The following is a 26,851-nucleotide window of genomic DNA, read 5'->3' as shown; positions in this document are numbered from 1 at the left end:
TATGTTTTTACAGATCTCCAAAATAATGAATAGGGAGATGATACAATGTTAGCTTCACCGTTTTACTTACATACATGGAAAAAGTTTATTGATGAAGGAGTCCTTGATTCGAACCGTATGAACGAAAGAATTTCAGAGTCATGGCATCGATGTAAACAAGCAAATGTGAATCCTCATATGAATAAAGGTCAGAAAATTTTGTCTTCTAATTTTTTTCAAGATCAAAAGAAAAAGAGTGAAATCTTCCTTGATATAGCAATACCTCAATTACAAAATATGAGGAAAACCATTGATGAACTGCAAATGATGGCATTATTAATTGATCCAGACGGTTACGTTCTATCGTTAAGCGGAAATCAACAAACGTTAAAACGAGCGAAACATATTAACTTCATTGAAGGTGTGAAATGGACGGAAGCAGCTGTTGGTACAAATGCGATAGGAACCGCGTTACAGATTGAAGAGGCTATTATGATAAGTGGTACAGAGCATTATTCTGTCGCATCTCATAGCTGGAGTTGTGCGGCCGCTCCGATTCATAACGATGATGGGAAATTAATTGGTGTTCTAGATTTCTCCTGTCCAATTGAATTTTCACATCCGTATATGCTAGGGATGGTAACTTCAATTGCACATGCGATTGAACGTGAATGTAGTATTCGAGTGCATCAAAATGAACTACATTTAATCCATCGTTTTTTAGATGTAATTGACAGTGATGAACAAGTTGTCATTTGTAATCATCGTGATGTTATCGTTTCTGCAAGCAAGAAGGTTCGAGAACAAGTTTCTAATTGGTCACGAATGAAACTTGAAGATTTAATACAAAATGGATTGAAACCTAAATTAGAAGTACCAGTATATAGTAATGATAGAATGATCGGGAAATGTATTTATTTAAAAGAAAATAAACGAGAGAATTTATTTTCTACTTCCAAATTTATTAACGGAATTACTTTCCATGGAGTTATTGGGACAAGCAATGCATTTCAACATACGTTAGAAGAAATTAAGCTTGTATCTCCAACTGACGCTAGTGTATATGTTTGTGGTGAAACAGGTGTAGGGAAAGAATATGTAGCGAGAGCGATTCATGAAAATAGTCCAAGAAAAAATGGTCCTTTTATAGCTGTTAACTGCGGTTCGTTGCCGAAAGAATTAATGGAAAGTGAATTATTCGGTTATGCTGAAGGTGCGTTTACAGGTGCGCGACGTCAAGGATATAAAGGGAAATTCGAACAAGCAGACAGTGGAACAATATTTTTAGATGAAATTGGTGAAGTGCCACCAGAGATGCAAGTCGCATTATTGCGTGTTTTACAAGAACGAACAGTAACCCCAATTGGCAGTTCAAAAGAGGTACCGCTAAATATTCGTATTATTACTGCGACACATAAAGATTTACTGCGATTAGTAGAAGAAGGGAAATTCCGTCAAGATTTATATTATCGTTTACATGTTTATCCACTTTATGTTCCATCGTTAATAGAAAGAAAAGAGGATATTCCGTACTTCATACAAGATTTTTGTAGACGAAAGAATTGGAATGTTGTATTTCCAAAGAGTATTTGTAATCAATTTTCACAGCATACATGGCCCGGAAATATTCGGGAATTATTAAATGCATTAGAACGTATTTACATTTTGTCGCAAGGACGGGAAATATGCGAAAAACAAATCTCTTTTTTATTACAAACAATGATGGGAAATCAACATCAACTTGAATTGCAAGCAGAAAATAAAACGGAGCATACATTAAATTTTCGTGAAAAAATACAGCGTGATAGTATGATTGAAGCGCTAGAAAAGACGAATGGAAATGTTTCTTTAGCTGCAAAACTGTTAGATGTACCTCGAAGTACATTTTATAAACGAATGCAAAAATATAAGTTATAAAGTAGATTTTTGTAATCTACTTTTTCTTTATGGGCTCATGTTCTGTCGGAATGTGCGCTTACCGGGGAAATAATAGAATAGTTAAAAATTAATTTCCGAAAGGTGGACTTATGTGAAGTATATTGAAATTGGTATTGGAAATAGGTGGTTCGTTCGAACAGAAATAGAAAATAAAGATGGAACTGAATTTGAGGAACGAGGAATTATAAAACCTATTTATTTTGAGTCTTTATATGTACGAATTTGGTTTTGGAAAACGTGTTTTATTTTTGATACGAAAGAAGGGTTTAAGAAAGTAAGAAAAAGTAGAGCTGAGTATAAGTTTATTGTTGGAATTGTGAGTAGGTTAACACAATAGAATCAAATAGGGGGTGTTTTTATGATTAGAATTACCACATTTATACTCGCTATTATTGTAATGGGCTATTCTATTTACAGTTGGAATGATGATTCGAAGCAAAGTATGCTTATTTTGCAATTATTGTTAGGTTTTATGCTTGCTGGAATGGGGATACAAAATGTTAAGAAGGATGAAAAAGAGAATAAGAATATGGGACTGTTGCTTTTACTTACATCGCTAATTTGTATTATTGTATCGGTAATAAAATATTTAAAATAACCTGGTACTTAATTTGTTGAGTAACAGGTTATTTTTTTGAAGTTTGCTCATTAAAAATTTTAATAGCTGTTTGGTACATCTCTTTATCAATACAAAATCTTTCTGTTATCCAATAAGTAAGTTCAGAAGAGGTAAGGTTATGTTCTCTTTTCTTACCTTGGAAATATTGCTAAGACATTCCCGTTATTTAAAAAAACACTTTTAGCATCACCATAACCAGATAAAATATTTTTATAGACCATACAATAGCACACCTATATAAATGAGTGTGCTATTTATATAGCACAGTCGTATACATTTCCGTCAATGTATGCACAATTTCTCCTAACTCTAATTCTTTATCATTTTTCACAATTGCCCAAAGAAACATCTCATTCATTGCGAACCAAGCACGTGCTACAATTTCTTTATTTAATTCAGGCTGTGCTAATCCACCTTCTTGAGAGTATGTAATATCCTGCGTAATACTGTTTATAAAGCGTTCCCGTATCTCGTCCCATTTTTGACGTATCTCTTTTGATAATCCAATTGCTTCCTGCACAACTTGTAATATAGCTCGTTCTTTTTCTGCTAGTTGTAGGAATGCTCTAACTTGATTTTGAATCATTTTATGTGCTTCTTCTTTCGTTTGAGGGGAAAAAGAGCGCTCGGCAATATCATAAAATTGATTCATGACATCTTCCATTAAAACGATAAGGAGATCATCTTTGTTTTTAAAGTATACATATGCCGTTCCATAACCAGTTTCTGCATGTTTAATAATTTGTGTAATAGTCGTTTTTTGAAATCCGTTATGTATAAAAATAGTGTAACCAGCGTGTAATAGTTTCTTCTTTGTTTCTAAGGAGCGGTGTTTTCTTGATGAAAGAGTATTGTTTTTCAAAGAACCACCTCTTTATACTGAAATATCTGAAAATATAACTGTATTGTAAAAGGAATTCATATATAAAGTCAACTGACATAATATCATTGACGTTATATCAACTAAGGTGATATATTTCGATTAGTTAGAATAAAAAGAAAATTAAAAGAAGGTGACACCATGTATAAAGAACCATTTCAACCGAATTATGAATATGCGCTTGAATGTGATAAACATGATGAACTGAAAGATTTTCAAACTGAATTCTATAAAAAAGAAGGAACGATATATTTAGATGGAAACTCATTAGGACTACTTTCAAAAAGAGCAGAGAAATCATTACTTACGTTGCTCGATTCATGGAAGGAGTATGGAATTGACGGCTGGACTGAAGGAGAGCATCCGTGGTTTTTCCTTTCGGAGAAATTAGGTGAATTGACTGCGCCTCTTATTGGAGCTTTACCGGAAGAAACAATTGTAACCGGTTCCACAACGACGAATATTCACCAAGTAATTGCGACGTTTTATGAGCCGAAAGGAATACGTACAAAAATTCTTGCTGATGAATTAACATTTCCGTCAGATATATATGCACTTCAAAGTCAAATTCGTTTAAAGGGTCTAGATCCAGATGAGCATTTAGTACGAGTGAAGAGCCGAGACGGTAGAACACTTTCTGAAGATGATATTATTCAAGCAATGACAGATGATATCGCGTTAATTTTATTGCCTTCTGTACTATATAGAAGTGGACAAATTCTTGATATGAAACGTTTAACAGCGGAAGCTCATGAGCGTGGTATTCATATTGGATTTGATTTATGTCATTCAATCGGTTCTATTCCGCATCATTTCAAAGAATGGGATGTTGATTTCGCCATTTGGTGTAATTATAAATATTTAAATGCAGGACCTGGTGGAGTTGCGGGCCTTTATGTAAATAAAAAGCATTTTAATAGACTTCCAGGATTATCAGGTTGGTTTAGTTCTAGAAAAGATAAGCAGTTTGATATGGAACATACATTAACAGCTGCTGATCATGCAGGTGCTTATCAAATTGGTACACCGCACGTATTAAGTACTGCACCTTTAATTGGTTCTCTTGAAATATTTAAAGATGCTGGTATAGAACGTTTACGTGAAAAATCGCTACATATTACAAGATACATGCTGGATTTAATTGATTATGAATTAAAAGATTACGGATTTACAATTGGAAATCCATTAGAGGATGAAAAACGAGGCGGGCATATTTATTTAGAACATGCAGAAGCAGCACGCATATGTAAAGCGTTAAAAGCAAATGGAGTTATCCCTGATTTCCGTGCACCTAATGGAGTAAGACTTGCGCCGGTCGCTTTATATAACACATACGAAGAAGTGTGGAAATCTGTACAAATATTAAAGAAAATTATGAAAGATGAAGCGTATAAGCAGTTTGAAAATAAGCGAGAGGTTGTGGCATAAGTATGAAAGCTTCAGAGTGGATTGATATTTCACAACCGCTAAATAATGATATTGCTACTTGGCCAGGTGATACACCGTTCTCGTATGAAGTTTCATGGTCAAAAGAAGAAAGTGGCTCAGTAAATGTCGGAAAGCTAACGATGAGTATTCATACAGGTACTCATATTGACGCACCGTTTCATTTTGATAATGATGGAAAGAAAGTAATAGATTTAGATGTTCAAGTTTATGTCGGTCCAGCGCGGATCATTGATGTTTCTAATCTTGAAAGCATTGGGAAAAAGGAATTAGAAACCTTTCATTTAGAAGGTATAGAACGCTTGTTGTTACGCACATCTTCACATGGTAAAGCGAATGAATTCCCGGATGTAATTCCGCATTTACGTGCTGATATCGCACCATTTCTTTCTGAAAAGGGAATTCGTTTAATTGGGGTAGATGTACCATCAGTAGATCCATTAGACGATAAAGAATTAGCAGCGCATCACCAATTGTTTAAACATGGTATACACATTTTAGAAAATGTCGTACTAGAACATGTAGCAGACGGCGATTATGAATTAATCGCATTACCACTTGCCTTAACAGATGCAGATGGAAGTCCAGTTCGAGCAGTTATTAGACCAATATAAGTAGAATTACATAAAAGGGGCGTTTGGCTAATATGAAAGAAAACGAAAAGGTAATTATGGAAAAAGGAATTCATACGGATTTTAAAGAGAATATGACGTACGGGGAGTATTTACAATTAGATAGTTTACTATCTTCTCAAAAGAGATTATCAGATCATCATGATGAAATGTTATTCATCGTGATTCACCAAGCAAGTGAACTTTGGATGAAGCTTATTTTACATGAGTTAAACGCAGCGATTGAATCTATTAAACAAGATAAATTACAACCAGCTTTTAAAATGTTAGCACGTGTATCAAAAATTCAGTCGCAAATTATTCAATCTTGGGATATTCTTGCGACATTAACACCATCAGAGTACATTGAGTTTCGTGACTCACTCGGTCAAGCTTCAGGTTTTCAATCGTATCAATATCGTATGATTGAGTATGCGCTTGGCTATAAAACGCCGCACGCATTAAAAATTTATGAAAAAGATCCAGAATTACACGCTCGACTTCATACAGCACTACATGCACCAAGTTTGTATGATGTGGCAATTCAAGCTCTTGTAAAAGAAGGATTCCCTATTCATAAAGATGTGTTAAATCGTGATATTACGCAGCCTTATGAAGAAGACGCAACAGTAGAAGCAGCATGGATAGAAGTGTATGCAGATGTGAAGAAGTATTGGAACTTATATCAGCTTGCTGAAAAATTAATCGATATTGAAGACTGGCTACAACAATGGCGTTTCCGTCATATGAAAACGGTAGAACGTATTATTGGTCATAAAATGGGAACAGGTGGATCTTCTGGTGTATCTTATCTGAAAAGGGTACTTGATCAATGTTTCTTCCCAGAGCTTTGGAATGTTCGTACGAAATTATAAAAAACAAACCTGTCAGTTTATTACTGGCAGGTTTGTTTTTTATTTGAACATAAGTATGTTTTAATGAAAACTACAAGATATAATAAATTAGGTAATGATTTAATTGGAGGTAAAGTTTTGGATTTCAAGCAACTAGAAAATAAATTTGAAAAGAAAAAAGTAAATACATTTCTCGTTTATCAAAAAGGTGAGCTAACCAATGAATATTATAAAACGATAGAATGTGCAAGTAATTTATATAAAATAAACTCGATTACAAAAAGCATTGTATCTATATTAATTGGTATTGCAATTGATAAAGGATATATAAATGATATACATACACCGATTATAGAGTGGATTGAAAATGTATCTAATGAAAAGCGGGATTTGACTCTTTATCATTTATTAACGATGACTACAGGTGAGGATTGGAAAGAGTTCGGAAATGGAGTAGTGTTCCCAAATGATTTTGTAGAATCGGAAAACTGGGTGCAGTATATATTAGAAAAACCAATAATGGAAGAACCAGCTACAAAAATGAATTATAACTCAGGGTCTTCTCACTTGCTTAGCTATATTGTTCAAGAAGTTACCGGAATGTCGACAGAGCAGTTTGCGAAAAGATATTTATTTGATCCATTAGAAATTACCGAATATGAGTGGCAACAAGATCCGCAAGGCATACATGTCGGCGGTTTCGGTATGAAAATGAAATCTAAAGATTTATTAAAGCTCGGAATATTATGTTTGCAGAATGGATATTGGCAAGGGAATGAAATTGTATCATCGAAATGGTTAGAAGAATCTAGTAAAGCTCTATTTGAAACGTATGAACATGTGGGGGCTTATGGATATCACTGGTGGGTTTTGAATAACGAAAGATTTCACATACCGTATTGTATGTATTTTGCTATGGGATATGGCGGACAATACATCGTTATCATTCCACAGTTAGAACTTGTTGCTGTAATAAGTAGTCATATGCCAAAACGTGGACTTGTTCCATTGAAATTGTTTATTGAGCATGTACAGGAGCATTATAAGTTTATATAAGAAGAGAGAATGTTTGAAAGGTGTAAATTTAGGGATGGATTATAGAAATGAAAGAACCCGCACTGTTTAAAATATAAACAGTGCGGGTTCTTTCATTTTATCTACTCGTCTTCTGAAATGTCATCTTTATAAATTTATCTGTCTTCGTTTCAAATTCTACATCAACAAAAACACCATATTCTTTTCCATCTTCACGTAGCCACAATTTAAATTTTTCAACCGTTATTTGAACGGTTTTCGGTTTTCTACCTATATGAAGGTAATCAATAATCTCCGCTTTTGGGTATTGTTCTTTCGTCTTTTCTACAGCAAGTTTCCCCCATTTGGCATACGGAGGCTGCGCATGAACAATTGATGGGACAGTATATATATTTGAACATGTAGTTATGAACAAAATGACGAGTGCGATACGCTTTAACAATTTTTTCATGATGAACTCCTTTTATATTTTTTTATATTGTTTACATATTTTTTCAACGATATGAGTTTGGATTTTTTTGTCTTCTTTACATAAAAGCGAGGCTTTTACAAAACATAACCAAGAAATCATTTCCGTAATTAAGGAGGGAAAATCATGCGTCAAAAAGCTATTTTTAAAATAGCAATTTTACTTGCATTCATAGGACTATCTTTGATGGTAAGTAGTATACAACTAAAAAATGTTGAAGCTTTTTCTAATCAAGTCATTCAAAGAGGAGCATCTGGCGAAGATGTCATTGAACTGCAATCTCGTTTGAAATATAACGGATTTTATACGGGAAAAGTGGATGGTGTTTTCGGATGGGGTACATACTGGGCACTTCGAAATTTTCAAGAGAAATTCGGATTACCTGTTGATGGTTTAGCTGGAGCTAAAACGAAGCAAATGCTAGTAAAAGCAACGAAGTATGACAAGTCAACAGCGAATAAAGGAACGACAACGAATAAAGGAAATAGTGGTGGTACTGCACAAGAAAATAAACCATCTCAAAATAAAGGGACAAATGTTCCAAATGGTTATTCTCAAAATGACATTCAGCTTATGGCAAACGCAGTATATGGAGAATCTCGTGGTGAACCGTACTTAGGGCAAGTTGCAGTAGCTGCGGTTATTTTAAATCGAGTTACAAGTGCATCATTCCCAAATACCGTTTCGGGTGTAATCTTTGAGCCAAGAGCATTTACAGCGGTAGCAGACGGACAAATATATTTAACGCCAAATGAAACAGCGAAAAAAGCTGTATTAGATGCAGTTAATGGATGGGATCCAACAGGAAATGCATTGTACTATTTCAATCCAGATACCGCAACAAGTAAATGGATTTGGACTCGTCCACAAATTAAAAAGATCGGGAAACATATTTTCTGTAAATAGAGCGGAGGTGGAACTATGTTACGAGGTATTATAATCGTATTATTAACAGTCGGTGTAGTTGGAACAGGATATTGGGGCTACAAAGAACATCAAGAGAAGAATGCAGTATTAATTCGAGCAGAAAATAGCTATCAACGTGCGTTTCATGATTTAGCATATGAGGTTGATTTATTGCACGACAAAATTGGAACAACACTCGCGATGAATTCACGTGCATCTTTATCACCTGCATTAGCAGACGTATGGAGAATAACATCTGTAGCTCGTTCGGATGTAGGACAACTGCCTTTAACATTAATGCCTTTTAATAAAACGGAAGAATTTTTAGCAAATATCGGTGATTTTAGTTACCGTGCAGCCATTCGTGATTTAGAAAAAGAGCCGTTAAATGATCAAGAATACAAAACGTTGGAAACTTTATATTCAAATGCAGGCAATATACAAGATGAACTAAGAAAAGTACAACATCTTGTTTTGAAAAATAATTTACGCTGGATGGATGTTGAGATGGCACTCGCATCAAATCGTGATCCTGCAGACAATACAATTATTGATGGATTAAAAACAGTAGAGAAAAACGTAACATCGTATTCATCTACAAACTTCGGACCGACCTTTACAAGTGCACAAAAAAATAAAAAAGGTGGATTTGAAGCGGAAGGAAAGGCAATTTCTAAAGATGAAGCGGCGAAAATCGCAAAATCATTTTTGAATTTAAAAGGAAGTGAAAAAGTAGAAGTTGAGAAAAGCGGAAAAGGTGCGAAAGAATCTTTCTATAGTGTGAAAATAAAAGATCCAGCAACGAATAATGAGTTTTATATGGATATTACCGGAAAAGGCGGATATCCAATTTGGGTTATGAATAACCGAGAAATTAAAGAACAGAAAATTAGTTTAAACGATGCAGGAAGTAAAGGTTTGAAATTTTTAAAGGACCACAAGTTTAATAATATGGAGCTTTTTGATAGCTCACAATATGATAACGTTGGTGTATTTACGTATGTAGTAAATGAGAATGGCGTACGAATTTATCCAGAAGCAATTCAAATGAAAATTGCTTTAGATGATGGTTCTATCGTTGGTTTTTCCGCAAAAGAATATTTAGCATCACACCAGAAACGAACAGTTCCCTCAGCAAAGCTAACTGCAGCAGAAGCAAGAAAGAAAATCAATCCAGATGTTAAAGTTATGGAAGAACGTAAAGCCGTAGTTGTAAATGATTTGCATAATGAAGTACTTTGCTATGAATTTGTAGGTACTTTAGGGAAAGATACGTACCAAATTTTCATTAATGCAAATAGCGGAGCAGAGGAAAAAGTGAAGAAAATGCAAGCTGTTGAAAAAATTTATGATTAAACTTTAATAGTAAAGTGGTGAGAATAATGAAGATCTTAATATATATGTTGATGCTTTGCTTTTTTATAACAGGATGTAGTATTGGAAAAAAGGACAATCCAAACGAAAAACCAGAGCAAAAAAATGTTTCAACGAAAAATGTTAATTATACAAACAAACCAAATAAGCCAAATGAAAAAGCGGCGGACCATTTAGCATCTTTAGCCGCAAGTGTGCCAGGTGTGAATGATGCAACAGCGGTAGTTGTGGGGAAATATGCTATTGTAGGTATTGATGTACAAGCGAAACTCGATCGAACTCGCGTGGAGTCCATTAAATACTCTGTAGCAGAAAGTTTAAAAAACGATCCGGATGGTGCTAATGCAGTCGTTGTAGCGGATGTTGATACGTATGAACGACTCAAACAAATTGGAAAGCAAATTAAAAAAGGAAAAACAGGTGAAGGTATACTTGATGAGTTAGCAGCAATTGTTGGCCGAGTAATGCCACAAGTTCCAAATGACATGATTGAAAATCGAGAAACGAATCCAATTAAAGATAATGATAAACAATTACCAAAAGATGAAGAACAAGAACTAAGAAAAGAACAGAATGACCAATCAAATAATCATTTGAATAAATAAAGTTAACCCCGTACTTAATTGTACGGGGATTTTTCAACATAATATTTAATATTCAGTTTATTTTTAAGGGAATATATGGTTTAATTATGGTGGGAGGGACAACTGTTATGATGAAAAAAAGCGCATTAATAGTATGTAGTTTATGCTTAGGTTTCAGTATGACAGCGTGTGAACAGAAGAAAGAAGTAAAAAAACAAACAGCGACTTCTTCTACTGTGTTGGAAATTGAGAAGAAAGAGTCTATCAACATAAAACATTTCTCGAATATAAATGAAGGAATGACTTATATTGAAGTGAAAGATGTAATTGGTTTTGATGGTAATTTACTTATAGAAGAAGGTGTAGAAGATTCTACACAAATTAAACAAATTTTTTCATGGAAGGGAAGCGATCCAACTTCATTAGTTGAAATTACCTTTTTAGATGGAAAAGTGCATTCAAAAGCGCAGCAAGGTTTAAGTTACTAAGTTGAAAAATGGGAGAGTTTAGCATGAACATACATACAGGGGAAATTCAATTAGTTCCGTATAAGGAGAAGTATAAAGAAGTTATACAAACATTTACTTTACCAAGTGAACAAGTTCAATTCACATCAGATCCAGGTGAATTATTGGAGAAAGCAAAAAGTGATCGAACAAAAAATGTGATTGTTATTTTAGATTACAATGGGGTACCTGTTGGTCTTTTCGCATTGCAAACAGGGGATAGAGTACAGGAGTTCACAGACAATCAAGATGCTTTACTTTTAACTTCGTTTTCTATAAATCACAATAGACAAAGAAAAGGATATGCTAAAAAATCATTGGCATTATTACAAGAGTTTGTAAAACGTTATTTCCCGATAAAAAATGAGGTTGTACTTGCTGTGAATGAAAAAAATATTCCTGCACAAAATTTATATGAAAAAGTCGGCTTCCAAGATAAAGGCTTTAGAAGAATGGGACCAATTGGTCAACAAATTATAATGCATTTACCTATCATGAAATAACGAGAAGAAAAACTTACTCTTGCATAACAAAGTAGTAAGTTTTTTTATTTAGTACGATATATAATGTAGATTATATATATAAATGAAATAGAAATGAAGGAAATACAAAATGAATCAAGTTAGAAAATGGAATATTGTTGGAGGAAGGGTGATAAAAACCGGAATAGCAGTTTTTCTTACAGTTCTAGTTTGTGAATTTTTCAATATACCCACTATTTTTGCTGTCATCACGGCTATTGTAACGATTGAGCCAACTGCAACGGATTCTATAAAAAAAGGGCTAATTCGTTTTCCAGCTTCAACAATTGGATCGGCGTATGCAATGACTTTCACATTTTCCCTAGGTCATCAGGCTCTTTCTTATGCGTTAGCAGCGATGTTTACAATCGTTACATGTCAAAAACTAAAGTTACATGCGGGAACGTTAGTCGCAACATTAACTGCTGTTGCAATGATCCCTATTACGGCAGATCATTATTTCACTGCATTTTTAATTCGATTAGCTACTACATCTACTGGTATTATAGTATCTACTTTAGTGAATTTTTTCATTTTGCCACCACACTACCTTAAAACCATTTCGGGATGTACAGAGGAGCTATTTGTTAAAACAGCAAATATTATGGAGGAATGGCTTAATGCATTAATTGAAGGGAAAGTTATAACGAAAGAGACAACTCATAATCTATCTAGTTTAAATTTATCATTACATAAAGCGGTACAATTTGTTCAATATGAGCAAAAAGATTGGAAATATCATCGACATACAAAGAAGGAAATGAGAAGCTTTTTAGCCATGCAGAAGCAACTCCATATATTGCAGCAAATTATTTACCATATAGATAATTTAGCTCGAGCACCAATTGAAACATGGGACTGGTCACAAAATAAAAAAGAGATATTACAGCGAACGGTTCATTCTGTAATTTCTATATTAAGAAATAATTGTAATGAAATAGATGAAGAACATTTTAAACTGATTGATGAATTAGACAAAAAATTTTGGGATTATAAAAATGATTTAGGACATTGTAAACCAAATCAATATCATCATCACTTTTCAAGCGAATCTATCATTTTGTTTGAGGTATTATCTATACATGATATGTTAGAGGAATTAAAACAAATATCCGAGAAATATGAGAGTGAAAATCAACTCAATTGTTCGGCTCATTTAAATGGGGAGGATTGATATGACAATTTATATTACATTACTAAGAGGAATCAATGTAGGTGGGCATAAGGTAATCAAAATGGCGGATTTAAAACAAATGTTTGAATCAATAGAGTTAAAACAAGTAAAAACATATATTCAAAGCGGTAATATCGTGTTCGAATCTGAAAATGATGTTGATTTTTTAAATAAACGAATACAATCGGAAATTAAAAACGTTTTTGGTTTTGATGTTCCAGTCATGTTAAGAACACATGAGGAATTTATAAATATGATAAAAAGATGCCCCTATGAAGCCGATTCATTGCTAGAAGGTGAAAGTATACATGTTGCTTTCTTAGCAAACGAACTTTCTGAAAAAGAAAAAGATCAGCTGCTTATGCAAAAAAATGAGACTGAAGATTGCTATATTCATGAAAAAGTTGTGTATTTATTTTTCAAAAATAGCATTCGAAATTCTAAATTAATGAACCAGTTTCAGAAGTTACATACACCAGCTACAGTAAGAAATTGGCGGACTGTGAATAAATTAAAAGCGATAGTTGAGGGTATATAAATATAAAAAGGTGAGATTTTCTGTATATAGAAAATCTCACCTTTTTATTTATATTGTTTTGCGACTATAAGTTCGACGATAGGATAAATAAAGAATGAAGAACAAAGGGCGATAAAAAGAGGAAGATTCTTTATTTCATCGAGTAATAGGAATGCAAATCCTTCTGATAATAGTAAAACAAAAAACATAAGACATATAAGTACAAAATAAGCAATTTTAAAACTTTTATATTGTATTTGCTGTCCCATTTCATCTTGGCTTTCTTCCGATACTCCGTTTGGATCTCCCCACGTAATATGATTGATGAGGTAGCTAATTATTATTGCACTTGCGAAGATTGTTCCACCTAAAATCGCACCTTCAGAGATGTATTTATAGACTCCATGTATAAGCACTCCAAGTAACGATAAAACGATTGTTAGTAAAATGTAATTTTTGCGATTCATATTAGAAATGACACCTCCATAGTTGTAAAAAACTCTTTACATATATAGTATAAAATTGGAAGAATTTTATGTCAAATACTTTTTACACAAATGGTGCAAGAACATGATATTTTGTTTTTATGATTAATAAAAAATTACATTACATTTGAATGTAAAAGAATGGGCTCGCATATATTTGGAAGGGATGTCAGATTAATTTAGGGGGTAGTTATGTCTATTCTATTAAAAGCTGGTGCTGATGCAGGAAATAACGGTTTGAAGTTAATGGTGAAAGGGCAAGACCCTATTTTTATTCCGAGTATATATTCTTTATATATAGGAGAGCCTACAGGATTGTTAGATGAGAGTGATGTTTCATTATCTGAATTAGAAAATCACATTGACGTGACCATTAGTTCTCCATCGCTAATGTTAAATAACGTGCGGTATATCGTTGGGGAAAAAGTCATTCAAGATCAATTAAAAGGCACTGAGGTTGAGAAGAAATCAAATAAGTCAACTGATGAGTTAATGGTTATTACAATTCTATCCGGTTTAGCAGTAAGTGCTATGCGTCAAAGTCCAACTTCTAGTCATATTAATATTCGTTATGATTTATCTGTTGCTCTTCCTATGCAGCTTATTACACAAGAAATAGCTGCGGAAAATGCGAAACGTTATATGGGCAATCATAAGGTTGTGTTCCATTATCCAAACGGACGTGATGTGACAATTAATATTTCAATCGAATATTGTAAATGCCTACCTGAGGGCGCTTCTGGTACGTGGGGCATTGTATATGATGAAGAAGGAAATGTAGTGAAACATAAAATAGAATGTGAACAAAATCAAGTTTCAGAAATTGATTTTGTTGATAAAACTTTATTGTCTTTTGATATTGGTGCAGGGACGACAGAAGAAGTAGTTTCACTAGGTGTGAACTTTAGACCACAACTAAGTAAGGGCTTATCATACGGTGTGAAAGAAACGTTACTACAAATTATTACAAGATGGAATCGGAAGTATCCAACAAAGACGATTGATAGTATTACAGAGTTTAACCAAATTTATTTAAATGAAAAGCACCCAAGAAATGCGTTACTAGTTGAAGAATCACAACCAGCATTATTAGGTTTAGCAGCGCGTGTCGCAACAGATATCATAAACAAAATTGATGACATGAAAGACGATCCATACGTATTTATTTATGGCGGGGGCGCAGTAATTATTAAAAACAGTTTAAAAATGATTTTAAAACAAAAAGGACGACTAACAAATGTAATCTTTGTAGATAATCCATTATTTACAAATGCACGTGGATTATTAGTCTACACTTGTTCGCCAAAATATAGAGAGCATAAGCAAAAAGAGTTAGGATTTACAAACTTAACGATAAGTTAGTTGGTGGAAGTATGCGATCTAGGCGATATAAACGTGGTGATCGAGTAAAAATCAATATTCATAAATCAGTATCACCTGAAATGATTGCATGGCTGAATAAACAATCAAACCCAACCAATTTCTTTTTCTTTGCAGCGCAGCAACTCTTTAAACAAGTAGGAGATATTGATGTGTCAAAAGCTATACCAAGTAGCCATGTTTTCTCATTATACGTGGAGCCATCATCTTTATTAAAGGTCGAAGTAAATCCCTTTAAAAACGTGCCACTAGAAGCTAATAAATCCACCGATAATATAAAAAAAAAATCATGGGAATCTGTTGATCAATTAGATTGTCCGTTTTTTTAAACATAGAAAAAATAAGTATTGCCCATCACTATACATACGGATACAGTGATGGGCTTTTTTACATGTAACGAATAGAAGGGGCACAAATTATGGTGTGCCCCTTCTATTCGTTATTTATCTATATTTTAGATGTATGTTCAATAACTGCATGAATGATGTCTTCCCAGTCATCAGGATGATTTTCATGTCCTGCGCCTTCAAGGGTTAGTAGGACTGAGTTAGGAATTTCATCAATAAGTGCGAGACCATGTTCAAAAGGGAGTGCAGTATCGTCTGTTCCGTGAATAACTAATGTAGGTGCTTGTATGGAGTGAAGCACACCTTCATAAGCATCATCACCTTGAAGTAAAGCGTGATTAAACATACTTAATAGATTGTTTGCGCGTTCTATTTCTTGTTTTACTTGATTATAGACTCTTTTTTCATCAAATGTTCGTTTGGACCCACATAATAGGCGAGATCCGGAAACTAAATATTTTGCTACAACATTTTTATTTGTCCAATCTAAATGCGTGCCATTTGCGTGATGTGTTAAAATTCTTTCGTCCATCGGAGGTAAATCGCGCGTGTTATCGTCAGAGCCTATCACACTTGTAGCCAGTAATGTTAACGTTAAAATTCTTTCGGGATGTTTTACAGCAGCAATTTGAGCGATCATTCCACCTAATGACATACCGAATAGATGTGCTTTATCAATATGATAAGCATCGAGGACCCCAATTGCATCTTCAGCCATATCTGTAACTGTATAATTGGAAGTTCCAGGCTCATATGTAACAGAGCATCCCACATCACGGTTATCAAAACGAATAACAAATTTCCCCGTGTTAGCTAACTGTTCACAAAACTCTTCATCCCAATAAACCATTGAACACGTAGCACCCATAATTAATAAAATAGCTGGGTTTTTAGGGTTTCCAAAGCTTTCTGTACATATATCAATCCCGTTTATTTTAAATATCTTTTCAGTCATAGAGTTCTCCCCATTTCTTTTGAATGTAATTGAAAATACAGTTTTGAGCGATTCTAAGGTGAGTGTACGTTTTTTTACGGAATTCATAACGCTTCTTACGTAATTACCCCCAAAAATAAGTTTATGATAATTCAAGGCAAAAAATTTTGAGAAATATTTGTATGTTATTAAAATAAATAGCAAGGAGGAATGGAAATGAAAGCAATTGTTATAGATCAATATGGTAATGTTGAAGAATTAAAAGAAAGAGAAGTTATAAAACCAATTGTTAAAGGTAACGAGGTATTGATACGTATTCTCGCGACATCTGTTAATCCTGTTGATTGGAAAATAAGAAAAGGAGACTTACAAGAACAGTTGCGATTTTCATTTCCAATTATTTTAGGGTTGGATGTAGCTGGGGTTATTGAAGAAGTTGGGGAAGAGGTAGAGTGCTTCAAAGTAGGAGATAAAGTATTTACGAAACCTGAAAATATAGGGAAGGGCTCTTATGCCGAATTCATTACAGTAAAATCGGATTTAGTATCTTATATGCCTACTAATCTAAGTTTCGAAGAGGCAGCTTCTATTCCTCTTGCAGGACTTACAGCGTGGCAAAGTCTTGTAGATTACGCAAAAATAAAAGAACATGACCGAGTACTCATTCATGCTGGAGCTGGTGGAGTTGGAAGTTTGGCAATCCAAATCGCAAAATCATTTGGAGCTTTTGTTGCGACAACTGCAAGTAGTAAGAATGAAGAGTTTTTAAAGTCTTTAGGAGCAGATCTCGTTATTGATTATAAAAAAGATAAATTTGAAGAGTTACTATCAGATTTCGATATTGTATTAGATACAATAGGTGGCGAAGTACAAGAAAAAAGCTTTCAAATTATAAAATCTGGTGGTGTGTTAGTTTCGATTGTTCATGAGCCAATTCAAAAAGTAAAAGGGATAAAATCAGGGTTTTTATGGCTAAAACCAAACGGAAAGCAATTTGAAGCATTATCAAAATTAATTGTACACGGAAAAATAAAACCAATTATAAGTAAAGTTGTGCCGTTTAATGAAGAGGGGGTTAGAGAAGCTCATATTTTGAGTGAAGGTCAACATATTAGAGGTAAAATTGTAATGAAAGTCGGAGGATAATGAAAATAGTGGCTTGTAGAGAAAGTGAAGTTGAACTACAAAAAACGCAGAAAAAAATACTATCCAAAAAGTCACATTTTCATTTTGGATAGTATTTCTTATTGGATATGTAATGTTATTTCTATAATATACAGTTTCGTATTGTATCATGTAATTTCTCTAAACCAATCAACATATCTTTTTCATTTAACATCGAGTAGCTAATCCGTAATTGGTTATTACTTATATCTGTATTTAATAGACAAGCTGTTCCTGGTAAAAAAGAGACATCTACTTCATTTGCTTTTTGTAATAAGGTAAAGGGATCTATCGAATCAGGAAGTGTAATCCATAAATTAAAGCCACCATTTGGTATTTCAAATCGTAATTCTTTAAGTGGTGATAACATATCAATCGTTATATCACGTCTAATTTGTAAAGCCGTACGTAATTTTTCTAAATGATTTTTCATACGTTCTGCACGTAAAAAAGGAAGGAGTGCTTTTTGCGTTAATAAAGGACTACCGATATCCATTGAACCTTTTACAGCATATAACCATTCAAAAATAGGCCCATCGGCAATAAGAGATGCGATACGCAATCCTGGTGCTAACGTTTTACTAAATCCTTTTATATATATTACATGACCATTCGTATCAAAATTTTTGATAGGAGAGGAAATAGTAGCACCCTCAAAATATATTTCTCCGAAAGAATCATCTTCAATTATAAAAAACTCATATAGCTCTGCTAGTTCTATAAGTTCCATTCGCCGTTCATTACTCATTACTGTACCTGTCGGGTTCTGGAAAGTTGGATTCGTATACAATAATACGGGATTTTTACTTTGACAAATATCATCGATTAAGTCGGAGCGAACTCCATGATTATCAAGAGAAACTGGTATAATTTTAGCACCTTTATTGATGAAAATATCAAGCGCAGCACTGTAACAAGGACTTTCCACTAATACAATATCACCAGGTTTTAATAATGTTTGAGCAATTAAATCAATTCCTTGTTGTGCTCCGCTTGTAATTAATAATTTAGATGGATCGGTCACTAAATTCTGGTGTTCACTTAAGTAATTTGCTATTTCAACTCGCAGTTCATAATCACCCTGTACTGGCCCATAAGTTGCTAGGATCATCTGGTCTTTATGAAGTATTTTATGCATTTCGTCTGCTAAGAATGGATTTGGCAATAAACGAGGATACAAAATAGCTTGTGAAAAATCGTAATATTTTCGGTGCTGATTCATTGCATATTGAGATCTCATAACATTAATCGTTTTCGTTTGTTGCCATTTGTACGGAATTGGTTTGAAATCTTTCTTTACATGTTTATGTATATAAGCACCTTTTCCTTGCTCAATGCGTATATATTCTTTCTTTTCTAATTGCTTGTATGCTTTACGAACAGTTAATAGGCTAATCTGCAAATCTTCGGCCATAGAGCGTAAAGATGGAAGGAGGTCACCATGTGCAAGCATGCCACTTTGTACTCTTTCAACGATTTGCATATATATTTGTTGGTAATACGGTATGTTGGATTCTTTACGAAGGACAATCTTCATGGTTTCACCTTTTTCGTTTTTATTTTATTAAAGCGAAAAATATAAAGAGAATCAACTACAATTTTAAGTAACTGTTATATACATAGATACACTGTTATACACCATACCTTCTATACTCATGTTAAGAGTAAAAAGGAGGAAGAAAAATGGTCATTTTCAATTATATTTTAGTATGTATTATTTTCGGAACAACATTTTTAACGATAAAAATCGGAATTGAAGCAGGAGCGCCCCCATTATTTTCAGCAGGAATTCGTTTCTTTTTAGCAGGCGTCATTCTGATGATTATATTTAAGTTAAAGCGAAAGGAAATTATGCCACATGTATTTTCAAAACGTATTATATATGCTGGTTTTTGCTTAACGTTTATGACATTTGCTACATTGTACTGGGCGGAACAATATATTTCTTCAGGGTTAGCTGCTGTACTTTCTGCTACGGGGCCGATGATGATTTTATTATTACAGGCAAAGAGAAATAAGGAAAAATTACAAAAAGAGCAACTTTTTGCTTTAATTATCGCACTAATAGGTGTTGTTTTTGTTTCTTTACCAGGAACGCACCAAGAAGTAAGTCTCATATGGAGTATCGCTTGTTTTGTTTTAATAATAGGAGAGTTATTTTACGGAATAGGCTCTATTCGCTCAAAAGAAATACTTTCGGATTTACAAAGTGTATCACCATTTCTCATTAATGGTATTCAAATGTTTTACGGAGGGGTATTATTACTAATCGCATCCGTCATAGTAGAACAACCGAATGTATCTGTATTAGCTTCATGGAGTGTACAGTGGCCTATTTTATATCTTATCTTTATCGGCTCAATTGGTGGGCACGGATTATATTATTGGCTCTTATCAAAAACAAATCCTGTATTCCCGTCAACGTGGTTATATGTATCACCGTTAATTGCTATTATTGTAGGATATATCATATTAGGAGAACCTTTAAACCCTACAATGGGAATAGGTGCTTGTTTTATTTTGGTTGGTGTATTTTTAGCTAATCGATCCACACTCCGGAGCTATTTCAAACAAGGGAAATTATTTGAGAAGGAAATGTAGTTGTATAAAGAAGCAGCCCTGTATATAACAGGGCTACTTGAATTTTATTCATGATACTGATTGACTTTATTTATTGGAAAGGCGTAATATTATTAAGCTATATGAAAGAGAACTATAAAAAGAGGGGAGTTATTATGAAAATGAATTGGACTGAAGTAAAGGAAAAAATTCGACCGCAAATTTCAAAACCATCATATGAAACTTGGTTTACTAATACTACTGTTTATTTAGAGGATGATATATTAACAATTTATTGTCCAAATGAATTTGCTCGTGACTGGTTAGAATCTCACTACAAAGAATTAGTATTTCATACATTAAGAGAAATGTTTAATACGACGTTTGAAATTCAGTTTGATCTATGTAATGACGAACCATCAAAGTTGAAAGATGTTCCAAAAGAAAGGCTAAATAGCTGGGATGAAGTAAAGAAAGCGTTAAGGCCAAAATTAGCAGAGAAAACATTTATAACCTGGGTTAGAAATACAAATGCTACTATAGAAGATAATACATTAATAATCTTTTGTGAGGATGCGTTTCATCGTGATTTGCTTGAAGGTGAGTATAAAAATATAATTTCAAGTACCGTACAGAAACTTACTAATGAAGAATATCAAATTTGCTTCGAAATAGAATCAAAAACCACTCCTATCACACATATTCATCATATGCAAAATAATCCACTCACTTCCGGACAAGAAGAACCCAATACAATTTGGAATGAAATAAAAGGTAAAATGCAATTAATAATTTCAAGACCTTCATATGAAACATGGGTTAAAGAAACGACAGCCAGAATAAATGAAAATTCATTAATCATTTATTTTGAAAACGAATTCCAACAAGGATGGGTTGAAAAGTCTTATAAAGATTTAATTGCGGAAATAGCTAAAGAGTTAACTGGAAATACATATGAACTTCAATTTGAATTAGAATCAAATAAAGATGCAACCAGTAGTGGTGAAAAATCAAAATCACCTACTGAAAATACTATTTTTGAATTATGGGAGCAGTTCAAATCTTCCAATGATGAGTTAAAATATAATAATGTAGAGGATAGCGAAAAACGCATCCAAGCATTAGAAGAAAAAATTGTGAACTTAGAAAAAGTGATTGATACATTAGTGGGAAAATTAGAGGTAGTAGAATCAAAAACACAGTTGGAAAAATAACCAACTGTGTTTTTTACTTAATTTACTTTTTTTATAAACCCTGTATAATGACGTTTCACAAGCTGACTTTCTAACGTCTTCATTGTTTCAAGTGCTACACCGACGATGATAAGTAAGCTTGTACCACCAATTTGTGCAGAAGGTGGTAATGTAGCAATTTTTGTGAATACGAGCGGTAAAATTGAAATGGCACCTAAGAAAATTGCACCGATAAATGTTAAACGATATAAAATTTTCGTTACATATTGTTCTGTTGATTTACCAGGACGAATACCAGGCACATAGCCATTTTGTTTTTTCAAATTCTCAGCCATTTGTTCAGGGTTTACTTGAATAAATGCGTAGAAGTATGTGAAAGCAACGATCAGACCGACATAAAGCGTCATTCCAAGTGGATGTGCGAAATCAAGATTTGCAACTAACCATTGCGATACGCTTGAATCTGGGAAGAGCTGCGCAATTGTACGCGGCGTCATTAAAAATGCGGAAGCAAAGATAACTGGAATTACACCAGCACTATTTACTTTAAGAGGTAAATGAGTGTTTTTTGCTCCTTGATATTGATTGTTTCCTGAAACAGCTTTTGCATATTGAATCGGTATTTTACGCACAGCTTGTTGAATGTAAATAACACCAACAACTATCGCTAAAATTACGAGACCAATTAAGACCATCTTTATGATGTGCATGAATAATTGATCGCCTGCATTTTGAAATTGTTGCAAATAAATTTGATTCGCAACATTTGGAATCGCCGCAACAAGTCCTGCGAAGATAATCATCGAAATACCGTTACCAACGCCATTAGCGGTAATTTGTTCACCTAACCAAAGTAAAAATGCAGTACCTGCAGTTAAAACTGTCGCAATAAATAAGTATGTAGTCCAGCTTTGATCTGTAATTAATTGTCCACCTGCTATATTATTAAAACCATAAGACATCCCAATGGCTTGTATGAATGCGAGAATGATTGTAAAGTATCGAGTGAATTGAGCTGATTTCTTTCGGCCCATTTCTCCTTGCTTTGCCCATTCCGAAAATTTAGGTATAACGTCCATTTGTAGTAATTGTACTATGATGGAAGCTGTAATATATGGTGTAATACCTACAGCAAAGATTGAGAAGTGTTGCAGTGCTCCTCCGCCAAATACGTTTAGCATACCTAAAACGTTAGCTTGATCTTGTACTTTTAATACCTCTGCGTTAGTATGAGGAACTGGAATAAACGTGCCAATTCGAAAAACAATTAGCATCGCTAGTGTAAAAAGAATTTTGTTTCTTATCTCAGCTACTCTCATGAAATTTGAAATCGTACGAAACATTATGTCGCCTCCTATATTTTTATCAGTTCAAAACTGATGGTTATATCCCGATGAAGTAACCACAAACCTCCTTCCGCATTAAATTCATTTGACAAATGGAATTTTATACACTTTGTAGTTTTCTCGGATATAAAAATATAAGGTGTTTTTTAGCGACCAATAAGCTTTTCGTAATCATTCAATACACATAATATATCGAATAAATTAACAAATGTACATACATACGCATGAAAAATGAATGAATAGGGGCATTTTTTACATTTATTTAATGCTAGATTGATAATTAGGAACGTTTTATGTAGTTGTATTGAAAGGATTCGGTGGAAAGTATTATGGTGTAGCTGCAGCACATGATAACCTCAAGGAAATCTTCAAGGATGTTGAGAAAACTCATATATTTAGTCGTGAATTAGAGAAACAGTAGTGAAGGAAAATCTTTCTTCTATAGAGAATATTTCTAACGCAGGAATCTAAGTATATAGGTTCTAATGAAAGGAGAATTCACATGAATACATTTGTAAAGGACAAATTTTATGAAACGAGAAATCAATTATTTGAGGAAATTACTTTGTTAAGTGATACTCAATTTAATAGAAAACCAGATAAGGATAAATGGAGTATAGCACAAGTTTGTCATCACTTAGTTTTATTAGATGAGAGAGTTATAACGGTTATTTTGTCAGGATTAAAAAAGATGGATAGTTTCCAAAATGAGCGTAAAGAAATTCATACTATTGTATTAGATAGATCAATAAAATTTATAGCACCAGAAATGATTGAACCAAGTATAGAACCATTTGAAGTGCTGCAAATGGTTGATTTGTTAAACGACTCTAGAAAAGCATTGATGCGTTTTCTGAGTACAATAGAAGATGAATCTAAATTGGCAAAAAAATCAGTGATGCATCCAGCTCTTGGAGAATTACTTCTTGATCAGTGGATAGAATTAATCTATTTGCATGAACAACGTCATATAGAACAAATCAAAGAGGTAAAATTGCTTTGTGAAGTTGAAAAGTAAAAATTATTATCTATTTATTGAGCGATTTAGGAAAGCATCAAGGGTTCGAGTGATAAAATATAAGTCCTGATAAGCAGAAGAAAATACGAAACTAGCAGATCTTACTCTTGAATAGGAAACGAATATTCGAAAAAAAACTGAATCCGAATTGTTGTATAAGTGGAACCCCGTCTTAAATGAAGAACGGGGTTATTATTTTTGGAAGTGATCTCAGCATTTTCATTTAGAAGGAAATAAATTAGCAATGAAATCCGAAAATGTAATCAGCATTACACACTATATCTTTAAGTTATAATGATTTCCGGAAATGAGTTATATGTCCATAATTTTGACAGTACATATACATCTACCGTTGGTTTAGCGCTCTTCACACGTTGGGGGAAGAAGTAAATACTATTCTGCTAGGGGGTATATGCATTTTATTCTCTATATTTTCACAGCAGAACCACCTCCAAAATTTTCTTTTGCAGTTGAAGTTTTCCGAATAATAAGTTACATTTTTAAAGTTCAAGCAACTTTATGAAAGTACAAAAAGGGGAGAAATATTGTTATTATGCAAAAAATGAAATGGAAGAACTATTTATGTTATTTTGTTATTTTTATACTTCTTGGAACAGCAGTAACAGTCAAACCATCTATCTCAAAAGCTGAGGAATCTGATGTTAATATTACACTGTTAGGTACTGCCGATATTCATGGTAGATTTATGCCTTGGGATTATGCGCTTGATGGTGCAAATACGAGTGGAAGTTTAACGCAGCTTTATACGGTTATAAAGAAGGTGCGTCAAGAAAATCCCAATACCATATTAGTAGATGCTGGGGATACAATTCAAGGAAATTCAGTAGAGTTATTCAATGATCAGCCACAATCGCCAATGATGGTAGCGATGAATGCAATGGAATATGACGCCTGGGCATTTGGAAATCATGAATTTAACTTTGGATTAGATACATTGAAAAAAGTTAGTGAGCAATATAAGGGCAAGACACTAGCAGGAAATATTTATAAGGAAAATGGAGAGCGTTTTCTTCCTGCATATACAATTGTTGAAAAAGGTGGAATTAAAGTCGGGATTATTGGTATGAATACACCAATGATTAGTGATTTTGAAAAAGGGACAGATCATTTGGATGGTTTAGTTGTGAAAAATCCAGTAGAAGAGACAAAAAAGGCAATTAAAGAATTAGAAGGTAAAGTAGATGTAATGGTAGGCGTTATGCATATGGGACTAGAAAATGAGAATGGAATCCCTGGTACTGGTGTTCAAGATATTGCGAATGCTTGTCCGGAACTAAGTGCTATTTTTGCAGCTCATATGCATAAACTTGTTAAAAAAGAAGTTGTAAATGGCGTTATTATTACAGAACCAGATAAATATGGAACACATATCTCACGTATTGACCTTACTTTTACAAAGCAAGATGGAAAGCTGGTTTTAAAAGATAAAACTGCTACAGCTATACCTGTAAAAAATACTGATGGAACAACAATAGTATCTGATCCTACACTTGAAGACACACTGACACCTTTTCACGAGTATGCGAGAGGAGATGCAAATGTTGTTGTCGCTCAATTAAAGGGTAGAAACCTTGTTCCTGAAAATGAAATAAAGGGTATTCCAAGTGTGCAGATTCAAGAGACACCTTTATCAGATTTCTTTCATGAAGTCATGCTCTACTACAGCAAAGCAGATGTAGTCGCCCATCAAATTGATAACGATAATGCCCGTTTGGATGTAGGTCCTATTAAGAAGAAAGATATTGCGTATAACTATCAATATGCTTTGGGAGAAATTACAGTATATAAGGTAACTGGGAAAGACTTAAAAGACTATATGGAATGGGCGGCAGGGTACTTTAACTCATCTCGTGCCGGAGATGTAACAGTTAGCTTTGATAAAACCCGTCGTGCTTCTAAATACAGTACGAACGATTTCTTTGGAGGCGTAAAATACGAAATTGACTTAACAAAACCCTATGGAAGTAGAATTACAAATTTACGCTCTATTCGTACAAATAAACCAATCAAAACGAAAGATGTTATGACGCTGGGAATGAATGCTTATAGAATGGAGGCTCTTCAGGCGAAAGGTGGAGCTTTAGAGGGGCGTAAGTTTGAACAAATATGGTCATCTAAACAAGAGAATGCATTTGGGGAAACTGGTGGCACCATTCGTAACCTTGCTATTACATATTTAAAAGCGGTAAAGAATGGTATATACACACCAAAAGTTATGCATAATTGGAAAATTACTGGGGTGAATACACATTCTTCAGAGCACAAGGCTGTAGTGGATCTTGTGAATAAAGGGATTTTAGAAATTCCAAAAACAGAAGATGGAAAATATACAAATATAGCATCTATAAATACTAAAGATTCAATTACAAAAGAAGAGATTGTAGCACTCTCACAAAAAGTTAATATTAATCCAAATCAGTTTAATCATGTAAAAAGAAAAGGTGAATTTTACAAAAAACTTAGTAGGATAATTAAATAAATATAAAATAGATAGCTCTCGTGCAAAGAACTATTAAACTTGGACATACCATTATCCTAAAAAAGTCTGTGATCGGTATGGAAATATAAAGAATCAACAATAAAAAGTCCCCTGGATCATTAAACAAATCCGGGGGATTTTTTATTTGAATAATTATGGTTTTATTTCTTACTATGCATATTTATAATATGCTTTAAAAGAACATACCTTGAGCTAATAACATGCAATAGATGTGTCCTTTACTATATTTAAATGGGAGACAAATTAAAGATATTTTTGACAAAATAAAAAAGCCTGAAACTCATATGAGACTTCAGCTATCTCATAACGTTACAATCCATCTTTGCAGCTATAGACATACATAACAACATTATATTAAAAAATCTAAATTGTAGATGCGCTGCTTCACTACAGTATTTATATACTATATACATCATAAAACAAAACACGCACTTTCTTTTTCTTGTTTATCAAGGTCATTAGTATTCATTTGATCCATCTTTATCCTAAAT

The 26,851-nt window shown here is 33.6% G+C and carries 27 protein-coding genes; 21 read left to right on the top strand and 6 right to left on the bottom strand.

Translation table 11 applies throughout. The features are described 5' to 3' along the window. Nucleotides 1-45 precede the first annotated feature (45 nt). The 3 genes from ACSG5Z_RS06065 (at nucleotide 46) to ACSG5Z_RS06055 (ending at nucleotide 2,515) form a co-directional block, all read left to right on the top strand. A complete protein-coding gene (locus tag ACSG5Z_RS06065; protein ID WP_435711011.1) occupies nucleotides 46-1,896 on the top strand; it encodes a sigma-54-dependent Fis family transcriptional regulator in 1,851 nt (616 codons plus the stop codon). A 112-nt stretch (nucleotides 1,897-2,008) separates the two neighbouring features. Further along, nucleotides 2,009-2,254: a DUF3977 family protein gene (locus ACSG5Z_RS06060; RefSeq protein WP_087983891.1), complete on the top strand. Its 246-nt coding sequence runs from the start codon at nucleotides 2,009-2,011 to the stop codon at nucleotides 2,252-2,254. A gap of 21 nt (nucleotides 2,255-2,275) precedes the next feature. Continuing rightward, nucleotides 2,276-2,515, top strand: coding sequence for a DUF3953 domain-containing protein (locus ACSG5Z_RS06055; protein WP_073515272.1), 240 nt, complete (start codon nucleotides 2,276-2,278; stop codon nucleotides 2,513-2,515). A gap of 271 nt (nucleotides 2,516-2,786) precedes the next feature. Here the strand turns inward: ACSG5Z_RS06055 and ACSG5Z_RS06050 are convergent, their stop codons facing one another. Continuing rightward, nucleotides 2,787-3,398 carry a TetR/AcrR family transcriptional regulator gene (locus ACSG5Z_RS06050; RefSeq protein WP_435711008.1) on the bottom strand — a complete coding sequence of 204 codons (612 nt, stop codon included), beginning with the start codon at nucleotides 3,396-3,398 and terminating at the stop codon, nucleotides 2,787-2,789. Between the two features lie 159 nt (nucleotides 3,399-3,557). On the opposite strand from ACSG5Z_RS06050, the gene kynU reads away from it, so the two are divergent. The 4 genes from kynU to ACSG5Z_RS06030 all read left to right on the top strand — a co-directional run bounded on the left by kynU (nucleotide 3,558) and on the right by ACSG5Z_RS06030 (nucleotide 7,383). Further along, complete coding sequence (kynU, locus tag ACSG5Z_RS06045; RefSeq protein ID WP_137014966.1) at nucleotides 3,558-4,844, top strand: kynureninase; 1,287 nt, start codon at nucleotides 3,558-3,560, stop codon at nucleotides 4,842-4,844. 2 nt (nucleotides 4,845-4,846) lie between these two features. Continuing rightward, nucleotides 4,847-5,476, top strand: a complete 630-nt coding sequence (gene kynB / locus ACSG5Z_RS06040; protein WP_087983894.1) for an arylformamidase — start codon at nucleotides 4,847-4,849, stop codon at nucleotides 5,474-5,476. A 32-nt stretch (nucleotides 5,477-5,508) separates the two neighbouring features. After that, nucleotides 5,509-6,348 (top strand): tryptophan 2,3-dioxygenase, encoded by an 840-nt coding sequence (gene kynA / locus ACSG5Z_RS06035; RefSeq protein WP_087983895.1) that lies wholly within the window; start codon nucleotides 5,509-5,511, stop codon nucleotides 6,346-6,348. A 117-nt stretch (nucleotides 6,349-6,465) separates the two neighbouring features. After that, entirely contained in the window at nucleotides 6,466-7,383 is a 918-nt protein-coding gene (locus ACSG5Z_RS06030) for a serine hydrolase domain-containing protein (RefSeq protein ID WP_088063661.1), read from the top strand. A gap of 97 nt (nucleotides 7,384-7,480) precedes the next feature. On the opposite strand, the gene ACSG5Z_RS06025 is transcribed toward ACSG5Z_RS06030, so the two are convergent. Further along, the gene (locus ACSG5Z_RS06025; protein ID WP_048547304.1) at nucleotides 7,481-7,813 is read right to left on the bottom strand and encodes a DUF3889 domain-containing protein; all 333 of its coding nucleotides are present in this window, start codon (nucleotides 7,811-7,813) and stop codon (nucleotides 7,481-7,483) included. Between the two features lie 144 nt (nucleotides 7,814-7,957). Between ACSG5Z_RS06025 and sleB the strand changes: the two genes are divergently transcribed. The 7 genes from sleB (at nucleotide 7,958) to ACSG5Z_RS05990 (ending at nucleotide 13,434) form a co-directional block, all read left to right on the top strand. Beyond that, complete coding sequence (gene sleB / locus ACSG5Z_RS06020; protein ID WP_048547302.1) at nucleotides 7,958-8,737, top strand: spore cortex-lytic enzyme; 780 nt, start codon at nucleotides 7,958-7,960, stop codon at nucleotides 8,735-8,737. A 15-nt stretch (nucleotides 8,738-8,752) separates the two neighbouring features. Further along, entirely contained in the window at nucleotides 8,753-10,093 is a 1,341-nt protein-coding gene (ypeB, locus tag ACSG5Z_RS06015; protein WP_435711004.1) for a germination protein YpeB, read from the top strand. Nucleotides 10,094-10,119: 26 nt separating this feature from the next. After that, nucleotides 10,120-10,716: a YhcN/YlaJ family sporulation lipoprotein gene (locus ACSG5Z_RS06010; RefSeq protein ID WP_435711003.1), complete on the top strand. Its 597-nt coding sequence runs from the start codon at nucleotides 10,120-10,122 to the stop codon at nucleotides 10,714-10,716. 107 nt (nucleotides 10,717-10,823) lie between these two features. Then, complete coding sequence (locus tag ACSG5Z_RS06005) at nucleotides 10,824-11,183, top strand: hypothetical protein (RefSeq protein ID WP_435711001.1); 360 nt, start codon at nucleotides 10,824-10,826, stop codon at nucleotides 11,181-11,183. 23 nt (nucleotides 11,184-11,206) lie between these two features. Continuing rightward, a complete protein-coding gene (locus tag ACSG5Z_RS06000) occupies nucleotides 11,207-11,704 on the top strand; it encodes a GNAT family N-acetyltransferase (protein ID WP_088608806.1) in 498 nt (165 codons plus the stop codon). Between the two features lie 109 nt (nucleotides 11,705-11,813). Next, on the top strand, nucleotides 11,814-12,896 hold the full coding sequence (locus ACSG5Z_RS05995; protein ID WP_330938600.1) for an aromatic acid exporter family protein: 1,083 nt from the start codon (nucleotides 11,814-11,816) through the stop codon (nucleotides 12,894-12,896). Nucleotide 12,897: 1 nt separating this feature from the next. Further along, nucleotides 12,898-13,434 (top strand): DUF1697 domain-containing protein, encoded by a 537-nt coding sequence (locus ACSG5Z_RS05990; RefSeq protein WP_087983901.1) that lies wholly within the window; start codon nucleotides 12,898-12,900, stop codon nucleotides 13,432-13,434. A 44-nt stretch (nucleotides 13,435-13,478) separates the two neighbouring features. On the opposite strand, the gene ACSG5Z_RS05985 is transcribed toward ACSG5Z_RS05990, so the two are convergent. Then, entirely contained in the window at nucleotides 13,479-13,880 is a 402-nt protein-coding gene (locus ACSG5Z_RS05985) for a DUF2178 domain-containing protein (RefSeq protein ID WP_098200390.1), read from the bottom strand. A gap of 210 nt (nucleotides 13,881-14,090) precedes the next feature. Between ACSG5Z_RS05985 and ACSG5Z_RS05980 the strand changes: the two genes are divergently transcribed. Together ACSG5Z_RS05980 and ACSG5Z_RS05975 are read left to right on the top strand one after the other, a co-directional pair. Next, entirely contained in the window at nucleotides 14,091-15,260 is a 1,170-nt protein-coding gene (locus ACSG5Z_RS05980) for a ParM/StbA family protein (protein ID WP_000025617.1), read from the top strand. Nucleotides 15,261-15,271: 11 nt separating this feature from the next. After that, a complete protein-coding gene (locus ACSG5Z_RS05975) occupies nucleotides 15,272-15,607 on the top strand; it encodes a hypothetical protein (RefSeq protein WP_001257747.1) in 336 nt (111 codons plus the stop codon). 118 nt (nucleotides 15,608-15,725) lie between these two features. Here ACSG5Z_RS05975 and mleBCA read toward each other — a convergent pair whose 3' ends face one another. After that, the gene (mleBCA, locus tag ACSG5Z_RS05970; protein ID WP_088608800.1) at nucleotides 15,726-16,580 is read right to left on the bottom strand and encodes a BCA family alpha/beta fold macrolide esterase; all 855 of its coding nucleotides are present in this window, start codon (nucleotides 16,578-16,580) and stop codon (nucleotides 15,726-15,728) included. A 195-nt stretch (nucleotides 16,581-16,775) separates the two neighbouring features. On the opposite strand from mleBCA, the gene ACSG5Z_RS05965 reads away from it, so the two are divergent. Further along, a complete protein-coding gene (locus ACSG5Z_RS05965) occupies nucleotides 16,776-17,705 on the top strand; it encodes an NADP-dependent oxidoreductase (protein WP_426706061.1) in 930 nt (309 codons plus the stop codon). Between the two features lie 121 nt (nucleotides 17,706-17,826). Here the strand turns inward: ACSG5Z_RS05965 and pdxR are convergent, their stop codons facing one another. Further along, nucleotides 17,827-19,260, bottom strand: a complete 1,434-nt coding sequence (pdxR, locus tag ACSG5Z_RS05960; RefSeq protein WP_087983905.1) for a MocR-like pyridoxine biosynthesis transcription factor PdxR — start codon at nucleotides 19,258-19,260, stop codon at nucleotides 17,827-17,829. Nucleotides 19,261-19,406: 146 nt separating this feature from the next. Here pdxR and ACSG5Z_RS05955 point away from each other — a divergent pair, with 146 nt between their 5' ends. Then, nucleotides 19,407-20,324, top strand: a complete 918-nt coding sequence (locus ACSG5Z_RS05955; protein ID WP_060486758.1) for a DMT family transporter — start codon at nucleotides 19,407-19,409, stop codon at nucleotides 20,322-20,324. Between the two features lie 134 nt (nucleotides 20,325-20,458). Continuing rightward, nucleotides 20,459-21,496 (top strand): DnaA N-terminal domain-containing protein, encoded by a 1,038-nt coding sequence (locus ACSG5Z_RS05950; protein ID WP_435710996.1) that lies wholly within the window; start codon nucleotides 20,459-20,461, stop codon nucleotides 21,494-21,496. 17 nt (nucleotides 21,497-21,513) lie between these two features. Here the strand turns inward: ACSG5Z_RS05950 and secY are convergent, their stop codons facing one another. Next, nucleotides 21,514-22,818: a preprotein translocase subunit SecY gene (secY, locus tag ACSG5Z_RS05945; protein WP_435710995.1), complete on the bottom strand. Its 1,305-nt coding sequence runs from the start codon at nucleotides 22,816-22,818 to the stop codon at nucleotides 21,514-21,516. Between the two features lie 505 nt (nucleotides 22,819-23,323). Between secY and ACSG5Z_RS05940 the strand changes: the two genes are divergently transcribed. Both ACSG5Z_RS05940 and ACSG5Z_RS05935 read left to right on the top strand, forming a co-directional pair. Then, nucleotides 23,324-23,839, top strand: a complete 516-nt coding sequence (locus ACSG5Z_RS05940; RefSeq protein ID WP_087983908.1) for a DinB family protein — start codon at nucleotides 23,324-23,326, stop codon at nucleotides 23,837-23,839. 553 nt (nucleotides 23,840-24,392) lie between these two features. Continuing rightward, the gene (locus ACSG5Z_RS05935) at nucleotides 24,393-26,339 is read left to right on the top strand and encodes a bifunctional metallophosphatase/5'-nucleotidase (protein ID WP_435710993.1); all 1,947 of its coding nucleotides are present in this window, start codon (nucleotides 24,393-24,395) and stop codon (nucleotides 26,337-26,339) included. Nucleotides 26,340-26,851 lie beyond the last annotated feature (512 nt).

The sequence above is a fragment of the Bacillus pretiosus genome, assembly GCF_051294775.1.
Taxonomy (GTDB): domain Bacteria; phylum Bacillota; class Bacilli; order Bacillales; family Bacillaceae_G; genus Bacillus_A; species Bacillus_A wiedmannii.
Note: the sequence above shows the minus strand (reverse complement) of the source record. Positions and strands in the feature narration are given on the sequence as shown.

Excerpts from the sequence above, each read along its gene's own strand:
- ACSG5Z_RS05950 (WP_435710996.1), top strand. The coding sequence starts at position 20,459 with ATGAAAATGAATTGGACTGAAGTAAAGGAAAAAATTCGACCGCAAATT.
- ACSG5Z_RS05990 (WP_087983901.1), top strand. The coding sequence starts at position 12,898 with ATGACAATTTATATTACATTACTAAGAGGAATCAATGTAGGTGGGCAT.
- sleB (WP_048547302.1), top strand. The coding sequence starts at position 7,958 with ATGCGTCAAAAAGCTATTTTTAAAATAGCAATTTTACTTGCATTCATA.
- kynA (WP_087983895.1), top strand. The coding sequence starts at position 5,509 with ATGAAAGAAAACGAAAAGGTAATTATGGAAAAAGGAATTCATACGGAT.
- ACSG5Z_RS05980 (WP_000025617.1), top strand. The coding sequence starts at position 14,091 with ATGTCTATTCTATTAAAAGCTGGTGCTGATGCAGGAAATAACGGTTTG.
- mleBCA (WP_088608800.1), bottom strand. The coding sequence starts at position 16,580 with ATGACTGAAAAGATATTTAAAATAAACGGGATTGATATATGTACAGAA.
- ACSG5Z_RS05965 (WP_426706061.1), top strand. The coding sequence starts at position 16,776 with ATGAAAGCAATTGTTATAGATCAATATGGTAATGTTGAAGAATTAAAA.
- ypeB (WP_435711004.1), top strand. The coding sequence starts at position 8,753 with ATGTTACGAGGTATTATAATCGTATTATTAACAGTCGGTGTAGTTGGA.
- ACSG5Z_RS06055 (WP_073515272.1), top strand. The coding sequence starts at position 2,276 with ATGATTAGAATTACCACATTTATACTCGCTATTATTGTAATGGGCTAT.
- ACSG5Z_RS05955 (WP_060486758.1), top strand. The coding sequence starts at position 19,407 with ATGGTCATTTTCAATTATATTTTAGTATGTATTATTTTCGGAACAACA.
- ACSG5Z_RS06010 (WP_435711003.1), top strand. The coding sequence starts at position 10,120 with ATGAAGATCTTAATATATATGTTGATGCTTTGCTTTTTTATAACAGGA.
- ACSG5Z_RS05940 (WP_087983908.1), top strand. The coding sequence starts at position 23,324 with ATGAATACATTTGTAAAGGACAAATTTTATGAAACGAGAAATCAATTA.
- ACSG5Z_RS06065 (WP_435711011.1), top strand. The coding sequence starts at position 46 with ATGTTAGCTTCACCGTTTTACTTACATACATGGAAAAAGTTTATTGAT.
- kynB (WP_087983894.1), top strand. The coding sequence starts at position 4,847 with ATGAAAGCTTCAGAGTGGATTGATATTTCACAACCGCTAAATAATGAT.
- secY (WP_435710995.1), bottom strand. The coding sequence starts at position 22,818 with ATGTTTCGTACGATTTCAAATTTCATGAGAGTAGCTGAGATAAGAAAC.
- ACSG5Z_RS06025 (WP_048547304.1), bottom strand. The coding sequence starts at position 7,813 with ATGAAAAAATTGTTAAAGCGTATCGCACTCGTCATTTTGTTCATAACT.
- ACSG5Z_RS06005 (WP_435711001.1), top strand. The coding sequence starts at position 10,824 with ATGATGAAAAAAAGCGCATTAATAGTATGTAGTTTATGCTTAGGTTTC.
- ACSG5Z_RS05935 (WP_435710993.1), top strand. The coding sequence starts at position 24,393 with ATGCAAAAAATGAAATGGAAGAACTATTTATGTTATTTTGTTATTTTT.
- ACSG5Z_RS05985 (WP_098200390.1), bottom strand. The coding sequence starts at position 13,880 with ATGAATCGCAAAAATTACATTTTACTAACAATCGTTTTATCGTTACTT.
- pdxR (WP_087983905.1), bottom strand. The coding sequence starts at position 19,260 with ATGAAGATTGTCCTTCGTAAAGAATCCAACATACCGTATTACCAACAA.
- ACSG5Z_RS05995 (WP_330938600.1), top strand. The coding sequence starts at position 11,814 with ATGAATCAAGTTAGAAAATGGAATATTGTTGGAGGAAGGGTGATAAAA.
- kynU (WP_137014966.1), top strand. The coding sequence starts at position 3,558 with ATGTATAAAGAACCATTTCAACCGAATTATGAATATGCGCTTGAATGT.
- ACSG5Z_RS05975 (WP_001257747.1), top strand. The coding sequence starts at position 15,272 with ATGCGATCTAGGCGATATAAACGTGGTGATCGAGTAAAAATCAATATT.
- ACSG5Z_RS06000 (WP_088608806.1), top strand. The coding sequence starts at position 11,207 with ATGAACATACATACAGGGGAAATTCAATTAGTTCCGTATAAGGAGAAG.